Consider the following 10,780-nt stretch of genomic DNA (forward strand, 5'->3'; position numbering starts at 1 on the left):
GTTACAAAAAAGCCTCACGAATGATAACTCCTATCACTTAACGTGTTTGGAGCGAACTGGATAGCGAGTCTTACTCATACGAACGGTCCTTGATTTGGGCCGTTTTTTTCGCTCTGGCAGAATGTAACTTTAATTTGAGCTAATTCAACTATTTGCATTTAAGTCCGGATGGTATAGTCAAATAACCATTCGCCAAATCTCAATCTGTTGCATAGTCTTAATATTGAGACAGACTTCGTCAGGCACAGTCTCGATAATGTTACCCGTTCGCAAAGATGGGTTTGTGGAGCGAAATTTCTATCAACAATCAATAAGGGTTAAAGAATGGCTGGGCAGTTTAAGATGGATTCCATTCCGGGATCGCTAGTCGTAGTTGGCGGTACTTACGAACCTTGGTTATCAGTACTAGAACAAGTGGGATGGAAGTGTCACCAAGTGGGTGACTTACGTAAAGCCAACACATTGTTAGAAGATATTGGACCATGCATTGGTATAGTTGACCTCAGCCATGATGAGTTCAGTCTTAACGGTTTAGCTAACTTAGTGAGTTCTCATAAGCACGTGCGTTGGTTGGCGTTCATCCGCGAATCTCAACTTGGAACTGATACCATCTGTCAGTTCATCGTGAACTTCTGTATCGACTTCTTCACTGCGCCAATCCCAGATGCGCAGCTGCTAAGCACCATTGGCCACCAATTGGGCATGCTAAAACTAGAGAAGAAAGTCTGGCCGAGCTTTGGTAATAGCCTAGACATGGGGTTGATTGGTGAATCTATCCCAATGAAGCGTCTGCGTGATCAAGTGAAACGTATTGGTCCAACGGATGTGAGTATTCTTATCTACGGCGAAAGCGGTACAGGTAAAGAGGCCGTTGCGCGTGCGATTCATAAAGTCTCTTCACGCTCTCACAAGCCATTTTTGTCAATCAACTGTCGTGCACTCAACGAGCAACGTTTCCAAGCGGAAGTGTTTGGTATTGATGCCGATGAAGAGATGGGGCCAAGCCTACTTGAGCAAGCCGATGGCGGTACCGTTCTTTTCAATGACATCTTAACGATTTCGAAAGAGCAGCAGATGAATCTCTTGCGCTTCTTGCAAGAAGGTACGATTGAGACTCGCGATGGCGCGAAAAACGTTAATGTGCGTGTTCTGGCTGCGAACTCATCCGACGTTGAGAAAGCACTAATCGATGGTGACTTCAATGAAGAGCTTTACCATTACATCAACGTACTACGTATCAACGTTCCAAGCCTGAAAGAGCGTGCGAGTGACATCGCTTTGTTGGCGCGTTTCTACCTGCAGGAATTCTCAAAAGAGTACAACTCACAGGCAAAGAGCTTCTCGGAAGATACTTTGAAGGCGCTGACGCGTTACTTCTGGCCAGGTAACGTCCGTGAGTTGATGAACCAAGTGAAACGCGCAGTTCTGATGTCTGATAGCGTCATGATTGAAGTGCATCACCTAGACTTGCCTCAACGTAACGACTCAAAACGCAGTCTGAAGTCGATTCGTGAGAAGAGCGAACGAGATGCATTGCTGGTGGTGTTGGAGTCGCACTCCGGTCAGGTATCGAATGCCGCAAAAGAGCTTGGTGTATCGCGTGCTACCATGTATCGATTACTGAACAAACACAACTTGATTTCAGAGCAGACGGTATAAACCGTCTATCTGGCAGCAAGATTAAAGGAGCGGAATGTCGCTCCTTTTTTGTGCGTAAATGCTGAGTATTTATAAAACTCGAGTTTTTATATATTCCTTAGTTGAATATGTTATTCAAAAAAACATATGCAACCTGATTTTAGGCTAATGGTTTGTTTTTAAGCAAAAATACAAAAATGGTTTGATAAATATCCTCTGTTGCTTACAATTCAACGGTAAATCAATGAGTTATACCACATCAATCACGGATTAATTTTTAGCTAGGAGGCGCAAGATGAAACATTACGTTGTTAACACCACTGCTTGCGCTGATCGTATGTCTGATGTTCGCTCAACCTTCGAAGCGATCAAACAAGACGCCACTGGCTCATTAGATTAAATTAATCCGTAACCTACCTCTTATTTCTAGGCTGCGGAAAAGTAGCGGCTTAGTCTCAACAGAATCTCTCTGTGTAATTAGCCAACTATTTTTCCCAGTCGATTATCTATCGCTATTTGGAGAAAAATTATGCGTCACTCTATCTATTTGAAATTGGCCACCGTGCTTTTGAAAGCTGATTTGAAACGTGAAGAAAAGCAATGGCAACGTATGGTTCGCCGTAATGCTCATCAAATCCCTTGGACAAATGAGCACTTGTTAAAAGATATTGGCTTAGATAAAGAAGGTCGTACAAATCATGTCAGTGTGCCTGATGCTGTCAAAGTTGAACGCCGAGTTCGTCATCTTCGCCGTGTTTTAACTGCGCGAATACCAACGTAATCAGTAACCCAAGTGGAACTGTCACTCACATATATTCGGTTCAACTTGGGTTTAACTCACTGATGCAAAGAGGCTGACCATTGTGGTCAGCCTCTTTGTTTTTGGTCCATTGGGAAATAAAACGCTACGGACACGGGTTTGAGTAAGTGGTGCCAATCGCTTGGATGTCATTGAGCAATTCTTCACTTAAATGAACATCGATACTGTCGATGTTTGATTTGAGCTGCTCTAGGTTAGTTGCGCCAATGATGTTGGAACCCACAAATGGGCGTTGATTGACAAATGCCAGCGCCATTTGCGCAGGATCTAAACCGTGGTCACGAGCTAGGTTTACATACGCTTCGGTGGCTTTTACGCCTTGCGGGGTGAAGTAGCGAGCAAAGCGCTCCCAAATGGTGCAACGTGCGCCTTCAGGTTTCGCTCCGTTTAGGTATTTACCACTCAAACAACCAAATGCCAGCGGCGAATAAGCCAGTAGCTGAACGCCTTCGTAGTGGCTGATTTCAGACAAACCAACTTCGAAGCTGCGGTTTAATAGGTTATATGGGTTTTGGATGGAAACGATTCTCGGCAGATCATGTTTCTCTGCCAAACGCAGTAGTGACATCACGCCCCATGGGGTTTCGTTCGATACACCGATGTAACGTATTTTGCCCGCTTTGACTAACTCAGTCAGTGCTTCAAGTGTTTCGATCAGCGTGACTTCTTCTTGCTTATCTGGGTAAGGGTAGTTGAGCTGTCCAAAGCAGTTGGTTTGACGTTGTGGCCAATGCAGTTGGTATAGATCGACATAATCCGTTTGTAGGCGTTTAAGGCTGTCATCAATCGCGGTATGGATATGTCGGCGGTTTAAGCTCATGTTCTCGCGAATGTAGGGAACGTTGCGTGGACCTGCGACCTTTGTTGCCAATACGACTTTCTCACGCTTACCGCTTTTCGCTAGCCAATTACCTATGTATTGCTCAGTGAGTCCTTGTGTCTCAGCTTTCGGCGGAACGGGATACATCTCGGCAGTATCGATGAAATTCGCCCCATGATCGAGGGCAAAGTCGAGCTGTTGAAACGCTTCTTGTTCGGTATTTTGCTCACCAAACGTCATAGTGCCAAGGCAGATCTTACTGATCTCGAGTGATGAGTGCGGTAGTTTTGTATATTGCATTTCACATCCTTGAAGAGTTACCGACTGAATAAGTCATTCCAATATAGGGGATTTTTAGCCGTGGTCGCAAATGATTTAGGTTTCTCAATGTCGTTAACTCGAAACTTATCAATACGCTAACTAGACTTAAAAAGATCTTGTGAAGGAGGTGCATTATGCAGAAGCATCAACTCGACATGTGGTTGCATGGCCACCACAAGGACTCTTACAAAACACCGAAGGTCTTTGTGATAGGTTGTTCTGATGTCTCTGACTATCTATTAGCAGTGGAGTACAAACACCAACTAGAGCCAATCAAAGATGGCGAAGATCCGATTCATTTTGGGTCGTTAGATTTGGTAAAAGAGGAACTGCTTAGGTTAGGGATTGATAAAGCTTACTTGAGACTGCACAACGCTTACGATGAATTTGGTAGCGATGGCGCAGCCTCTTACTGTGACATTGAACTGTCACTGGTAACGCATTAATCACTCTGATTGGGCGTTAATATAATGCTTCAGTAGGATCTGCTCAGTAAACTGTGTCCTGAGATAGAAACCACGAGGCAGGGTTTTGATCGGTTTTCCGTTCGAACTGTACGCTTCCGTTAAAGCTTTCGCGTTTGCAGCTTTCGGACGTAAGTGCAGTGCTTCGCCGTGTCTGGCGGAAATTTGATCAAACTTACCTAGTACGATCAATTCCATCAATTCTTCCCAATCATTTTTCAGAATCTGCTCTTCTTCTTGATCTGGCGACCAAATCAACGGGCTGCCGACACGGCGCTCAGCCAACGGAATCTCACGTTCACCTTCTACTGGTACCCAAAGCACACGGGATAGTTTATTGCGTACATGGCTGGTTTCCCATGTTAAACCTTGCACGCCAGTCAGTGGGGCAACAGAGACAAAGGTAGTCTCTAAAGGTTTGCCAGAATACCCGATTGGAATGCTCTTTAGTTCGATCCCAAGTTTGGCGAAATCTTGCTGAGGCTTGCTGCCGGCTGGTGCACCCAGGTGCCATTCGAGTAATTGACCGACCCAACCTTTATCGCGCTTCAAGTTTTCAGGAACGGTCATGCCAGCTTCCTCAGCGAGCTCGGCAAAGCTTAAGCCAGCAATGTCTTGCGCGCGTTCCATCAGTTCAGCTTCGGATTGTGGTTCTGGTTTCATAATGACAAGGTGGTATTGGAAAACGTCTAGTCTAACAAATTTGAATAAAATCCTCTGTCGAAGATTTCATCGAGCTGAATTAAGAATGATCAATCCATAACTTATCCACAGATTAGGAAGTGACCAATAGGATCTCTATGTGGGCTGGATGAATAAACAGGGGTTTAAGACATGATTGAGGCTTGATTTTATTGAGATGTCATGAAGTCCTACCTGTCCAATGTGGATAAATAACCGATTGTGCGATCTTTGACCGATCTGTATTTGGTGAAAAGATCATCAAGAAAAGTAAGATCATTAATTCAACGAAATCTAAATATATGTATTTATAATCAATAATTTACTGTTTTTTTGTTGTCATTATTGAAATTGGCGCTTGTGATGGTTTTGAACAAAATTCTTTGTTGATAGCGTTTTCTTCACAAAGTTATTCACAGAAAAGGTGAATAAATGTGGGTTATGTCTCAATCTTGTGTTGATAAAATAATGTCTGTTCAAAAGATATCCAAAATTGGCCAAAAGCTAATAAATCTTGCTCATATCACATCAGTAAGTTTGCTAGTAATGGGGATATGTGGAAAAATCACGGTAATAAAAAATTATTCATAGAGGTTAGCCAGTGATAGATGGCGATGGTTACCGACTCAATGTTGGTATTGTGATATGTAATAACCATGGTCAGGTCTTCTGGGCTAAACGATACGGGCAACACTCATGGCAATTTCCACAAGGTGGGATTGACGAAGGTGAAACACCTGAACAAGCCATGTTCAGGGAGTTATATGAAGAAGTCGGTCTGACGAAAAAAGACGTTAAGATCATCGCAACAAGTCGTCATTGGTTAAGATATAAGCTACCAAAGCGATTGGTGCGTTGGGACTCCAAGCCTGTTTGTATCGGCCAAAAACAGAAATGGTTTCTGCTGCGATTAGAATGCGATGAATCCCGCATTAATATGCAGCGTGGGAAATCCCCTGAATTTGATGGTTGGCGCTGGGTAAGCTACTGGTATCCAGTTAGGCAAGTTGTTTCTTTCAAGCGTGACGTATACCGTCGAGCAATGAAAGAGTTTGCATCTTTAGCCATGCCTTTTCGAGAGCGCAAGACGAAAGGGAAAAGAAAAAAGCAACGTAGATAGAGGATTAACATGCTCAGTCAGCTAAGGGAAATAGTTGAAAAAGTCTCCAGAGTCGATGACGTGCATCTGGCACTCGACATATTGGTAAAAGAGACTTGCGCCGCCCTATGCACTGAGTGTTGTACTATTTACCTTGCTAATGAAGAAATGCAGCGCCTTGAGTTAATGGCAACTCAAGGCCTTACTTTTGAAGGCGATAGCATCCATATCAACTTCAATGAGGGCTTGGTCGGTTTGGTGAAGCGCAGTGCAGAACCGTTAAACTTGGCTGAGGCTTTCACTCACCCTGATTTCAAATTCTTTCCTCAATTGGGTGAGCAGGTTTACCACTCTTTTCTTGGTACCCCGATCATCCATCGTAAGCAAGTATTAGGTGTGTTGGTTATCCAGCAGAAAACGCCGCGTTTGTTCAGTGAGATGGAAGAGTCTTTCCTTGTTACCTTGTCTGCTCAGATTGCAATACTGATTGCCCATGCGCAAAATCTCGGTCATTGGCAACTTGCCTCTAAACCAACGGTGATTAAAGGGCTACCAGCTTCAACGGGTGTCGCGATAGGTGAGTTTTGGTTTGACAATACCCAGCCTAATTTGAGCGATGTTTTCCCTGCCTCTGCCTTAGATAAAGAACGAGAGCATGAACTGCTTGCGGTCGCGGTGGAAAGGGCGCTGAGCGATTTTCGTCGTATGCGCAAGAAGTTCGACAGTGAAATCAATAAAGACGCCTTGGCGATCTTCGACCTTTTTACTCACTTACTCAACGATCCAATGCTGCGTGGCGATCTCAAGAAGCAGATTGAAAAAGGCGATCGTGCTGACTGGGCATTGCGCCAAGTTGTTGAAACCTACTCGAACCGCTTTGCGCGTATGTCAGACGTGTACCTGCGTGAGCGCGCGCAAGATATTCGAGAGTTGGGACAACGTCTGCTGTATTTCTTGCACAACAGTGAGCAAGAGCATGCCTCGATTGATCGTCCGGTGATCTTGGTTGCCAATGAACTTACGGCGACTTTACTTGCATCAATTCCAAAGCAACATCTGTTGGCTGTGGTGTCACTAGAAGGTGCTGCAAACTCTCACGCTGCGATTCTCTCACGTGCATTGGGTGTTCCTGCCATCATGGGCGCGAACATCAACACCAGCGTCGTAAATGGTAAGAACGGCATTGTTGATGGGTACACTGGTGAGATTTATTTAGAACCGAACAAGCAGCTTCTGCGCGAGTATCGTAGCCTTGTTAGTGAAGAGTCTGAATTGTTCGCCATGGTGAACAAAGACTTAGCACTGCCTGCGATCACGCAAGATGATTGCCATGTTGAAGTAATGCTCAACGCGGGTTTGAGTGCCGATAGCAATATTGCGATCAACTCCGGTGTTGATGGCGTTGGTTTGTATCGAACGGAAATCGCTTTTTTACTTCAGCATCACTTTCCGTCAGAAGATGAGCAGTATCATCAGTACCAAGCGATTCTGAACAGTTACCCGAATCAACGCGTTGTAATGCGTACCCTAGATATCGGTGGTGATAAACCATTGCCGTATCTGCCTATTGATGAAGACAACCCATTTTTAGGCTGGCGTGGTATTCGTTTTACCTTGGATCATCCAGATATCTTTTTGATCCAATTGAGAGCGATGCTAAGGGCGAGTGTGGAAAGTGGCAACTTGAGCATTTTATTGCCAATGGTGTCAGGCATTAAAGAGTTCGACGACGCCGTCGCACTCATTAATCAAGCCTACAGCGAGGTGGTGCTGCTGGATGAGCGAATTCAAGCTCCGAAGGTAGGGGTGATGATCGAAGTGCCTTCAATGGTGTACTTGCTGCCGGCTATCGCTCACCGTGTTGACTTCGTTTCTGTCGGTACCAACGACTTAACGCAATATTTGTTGGCTGTCGATCGGAACAATTCCCGTGTTGCGGATGTCTATGAATCCATGCATCCAGCGGTATTGTTAGCGTTAAAACAAATTCACGATGTTTGCCACCAATATCAAGTGCCTGTGTGTATTTGTGGTGAGCTAGCTGGTGATCCATTTGGTGCGTTGCTCCTGTTGGGCTTAGGCTACAACAGTTTGAGTATGAACACCTCGAACGTGGCTAAGGTGAAATATTTGATTCGTCATAGCCAACAAAAAGAACTCGAAAAACTCGTCGAAAAAGCCATGTCATGCTCTTACGGGCAAGAAATCCATCAAATGATGCATGATTTCTTTATCCAGCAAGGCTTTGCTGGCTTTATTCGTGCAGGTAAGAAGTAGGTAACAGTGACCATCTCTTTATTTATATTATTGCTCGCGCTAGGCGCTTTCGTAGGCGTGATGGCGGGGCTTCTTGGTATCGGGGGCGGACTGATTGTCGTACCTGCGCTACTTTACCTTCTTCCTCTTGCTGGTATCTCTCCTGAAATGAGCATGCACATGGCGTTAGCAACGTCATTGGCGAGTATCATCGTGACCTCTGGTTCTTCTGCACTTAACCACCTTAAGCTTGGCAACGTCGATATGTTCGTCGTCAAATGGCTGATGCCTGGCGTGGTGATTGGCGGTTTTGTTGGTGCCAATATTGCCGAGTGGATCCCAACGCATTACTTACCGAAAGTCTTTGGGGTGATTGTGCTGTGTCTAGCTGTACAAATGTTTCGCTCAATTAAGACGAAAAGCGAGAAGCCAATGCCAAGTAGTCCGGTCACTATGATGTACGGAACGGGAATTGGTGTGGTATCGAGTCTTGCTGGTATTGGTGGTGGTTCACTGTCAGTGCCTTTCTTAAACAAGCATGGTATTGAAATGCGTAAAGCGGTTGGCTCCTCATCGGTGTGTGGCTGCGTGATTGCGATTTCAGGCATGATTGGATTTATCTTACATGGCTACAAAGTAGAAGGGCTACCTGACTACAGTGTGGGTTATGTTTACCTGCCAGCTTTAGCGGCGATTGCGATGACGTCGATGCTCACGACGAAAGTCGGCGCGAAGATGGCAACCAACCTTCCTACGGCGGTCTTGAAGAAGATCTTTGCCGTGTTCTTGATGTTTGTTGCAGCGACCATGCTGCTGTAAAGTCCACCTGTTTTATTAGTAATAAGAAGAGAATGAGTTATGTCTCAGGGATATTTAGAATTTCCCAATATTGATCCGGTTTTAGTCTCTATTGGTCCTGTTTCTGTTCGTTGGTACGGTTTGATGTACCTAGTCGGCTTTATGTTCGCACTATGGTTAGCAAATCGTCGCGCAGATAAGCCGGGTAGTGGTTGGACGCGTGAGCAAGTTTCTGACTTGTTGTTCGCGGGTTTCCTTGGGGTAGTGATTGGTGGTCGTGTTGGCTACGTTATTTTCTACAACTTTGATTTGTTTTTAGCCGATCCTCTATACCTATTCAAAGTCTGGACTGGCGGCATGTCATTCCACGGTGGCTTGCTAGGTGTTATCACCGCAATGTTCTGGTACGCACATAAGAATGGTCGAACTTTCTTTGGTGTGGCGGACTTTGTCGCGCCGTTAGTACCATTTGGTCTTGGTATGGGGCGTATGGGTAACTTCATGAACAGCGAACTTTGGGGACGTGTAACGGATGTGCCATGGGCGATCATCTTCCCGAACGGTGGCCCACTGCCTCGTCACCCATCTCAGCTTTATGAGATGTTCCTAGAAGGTATTGTGCTGTTCTTTATCCTTAACTGGTTTATCAAAAAGCCTCGTCCTTTAGGTGCGGTATCAGGGCTATTTTTAGCTGGATATGGTACATTCCGTTTCCTAGTTGAGTTTGTTCGCGAACCGGATGCACAGCTTGGTTTATTTGGTGGTTACATTTCGATGGGGCAAATCCTATCCTCACCGATGATCATTCTGGGTATCCTTATGATGGTTTGGGCGTACAAACGTGGTCTTTACCAAGACAAAGTCCAAGCAGAAACGAAGTAAGGAATTGGTGTGAAACAGTATTTAGATTTGTGTCAGCGTATCGTTGACCAAGGCACTTGGGTTGAAAACGAACGTACAGGCAAACGTTGCCTGACGGTGATCAACGCAGACTTGACCTACGATGTTGCTAACAATCAATTCCCATTAGTGACGACACGTAAGAGCTTTTGGAAAGCGGCAGTTGCTGAGCTACTTGGTTACATCCGTGGCTACGACAACGCAGAAGATTTCCGTAAGCTGGGTACCAAAACGTGGGATGCGAACGCAAACCTAAATGAAGCATGGTTGAACAACCCATTCCGTAAGGGCGAAGACGACATGGGACGCGTATACGGCGTTCAAGGTCGTTCATGGGCGAAGCCAGATGGCGGTCATATCGATCAACTGCGTAAGATTGTGGATGATTTGACGCGCGGTGTTGATGACCGTGGTGAAATCCTAAACTTTTACAACCCTGGTGAGTTCCATATGGGCTGTTTACGTCCATGTATGTACAGCCACCACTTCTCACTTTTAGGTGACACGCTATACCTAAACAGCACGCAGCGCTCTTGTGACGTTCCGCTAGGTCTGAATTTCAACATGGTTCAAGTGTATGTGTTCTTGGCAATCATGGCGCAAATTACAGGTAAGAAACCTGGCCAGGCTTACCATAAGATTGTTAACGCACACATCTACGAAGATCAGCTTGCTCCAATGCGTGACATCCAGTTGAAGCGTGAGCCACTAAAAGCGGCAACCTTCCACATTAACCCAGAAATCAAATCTCTAGAAGATTTAGAAACATGGGTAACCCTAGATGACTTCTGGGTGGAAGGCTACGAGCATCACGATCCAATTCAGTACCCGTTCTCAGTTTAACGAGTATATTGAGTTTCTAAGCCGCCTTTATGGGCTGTCTCTTGATCACAAGTCTAGTGATCAAGAGACATTGCGAGTTCGTAGCCCTCAAGGATGGTTTGTAGTTTAAACCATCCTTCCCAAAGCACCTTTATTGAAGC

Annotated in this window: 10 protein-coding genes; 8 read left to right on the plus strand and 2 right to left on the minus strand. The window is 45.2% G+C overall.

Features of this window, described 5'->3' with window-relative positions; all coding sequences use genetic code 11:
* Positions 1 to 324 precede the first annotated feature (324 nt).
* Both vpsR and KIV40_RS18215 read left to right on the plus strand, forming a co-directional pair.
* Positions 325 to 1,659 carry a cyclic-di-GMP-binding transcriptional regulator VpsR gene (gene vpsR, locus KIV40_RS18210; RefSeq protein WP_285350610.1) on the plus strand — a complete coding sequence of 445 codons (1,335 nt, stop codon included), beginning with the start codon at positions 325 to 327 and terminating at the stop codon, positions 1,657 to 1,659.
* 508 nt (positions 1,660 to 2,167) lie between these two features.
* Positions 2,168 to 2,419 carry a hypothetical protein gene (locus KIV40_RS18215; RefSeq protein WP_005534145.1) on the plus strand — a complete coding sequence of 84 codons (252 nt, stop codon included), beginning with the start codon at positions 2,168 to 2,170 and terminating at the stop codon, positions 2,417 to 2,419.
* 124 nt (positions 2,420 to 2,543) lie between these two features.
* Here KIV40_RS18215 and KIV40_RS18220 read toward each other — a convergent pair whose 3' ends face one another.
* On the minus strand, positions 2,544 to 3,578 hold the full coding sequence (locus KIV40_RS18220) for an NADP(H)-dependent aldo-keto reductase (protein ID WP_012127035.1): 1,035 nt from the start codon (positions 3,576 to 3,578) through the stop codon (positions 2,544 to 2,546).
* 155 nt (positions 3,579 to 3,733) lie between these two features.
* Between KIV40_RS18220 and KIV40_RS18225 the strand changes: the two genes are divergently transcribed.
* Complete coding sequence (locus tag KIV40_RS18225; protein WP_005447906.1) at positions 3,734 to 4,045, plus strand: DUF6482 family protein; 312 nt, start codon at positions 3,734 to 3,736, stop codon at positions 4,043 to 4,045.
* On the opposite strand, the gene mutH is transcribed toward KIV40_RS18225, so the two are convergent.
* Positions 4,046 to 4,726 carry a DNA mismatch repair endonuclease MutH gene (gene mutH / locus KIV40_RS18230; protein ID WP_012127036.1) on the minus strand — a complete coding sequence of 227 codons (681 nt, stop codon included), beginning with the start codon at positions 4,724 to 4,726 and terminating at the stop codon, positions 4,046 to 4,048. It abuts the gene before it with no gap.
* Between the two features lie 619 nt (positions 4,727 to 5,345).
* On the opposite strand from mutH, the gene rppH reads away from it, so the two are divergent.
* Genes rppH through KIV40_RS18255 form a run of 5 tightly spaced genes read left to right on the plus strand, consistent with a single transcriptional unit; the run spans position 5,346 to position 10,640 of the window.
* Entirely contained in the window at positions 5,346 to 5,864 is a 519-nt protein-coding gene (rppH, locus tag KIV40_RS18235; RefSeq protein ID WP_005434895.1) for an RNA pyrophosphohydrolase, read from the plus strand.
* A 9-nt stretch (positions 5,865 to 5,873) separates the two neighbouring features.
* Positions 5,874 to 8,120 (plus strand): phosphoenolpyruvate--protein phosphotransferase, encoded by a 2,247-nt coding sequence (ptsP, locus tag KIV40_RS18240; protein ID WP_285350613.1) that lies wholly within the window; start codon positions 5,874 to 5,876, stop codon positions 8,118 to 8,120.
* Positions 8,121 to 8,126: 6 nt separating this feature from the next.
* Entirely contained in the window at positions 8,127 to 8,918 is a 792-nt protein-coding gene (locus tag KIV40_RS18245; RefSeq protein ID WP_038888989.1) for a sulfite exporter TauE/SafE family protein, read from the plus strand.
* 39 nt (positions 8,919 to 8,957) lie between these two features.
* Entirely contained in the window at positions 8,958 to 9,779 is an 822-nt protein-coding gene (gene lgt / locus KIV40_RS18250; protein WP_005428620.1) for a prolipoprotein diacylglyceryl transferase, read from the plus strand.
* Between the two features lie 9 nt (positions 9,780 to 9,788).
* Positions 9,789 to 10,640, plus strand: a complete 852-nt coding sequence (locus KIV40_RS18255; protein WP_005434888.1) for a thymidylate synthase — start codon at positions 9,789 to 9,791, stop codon at positions 10,638 to 10,640.
* The last annotated feature ends 140 nt before the right edge of the window (positions 10,641 to 10,780 follow it).

Source organism: Vibrio sp. D173a (genome assembly GCF_030248475.1).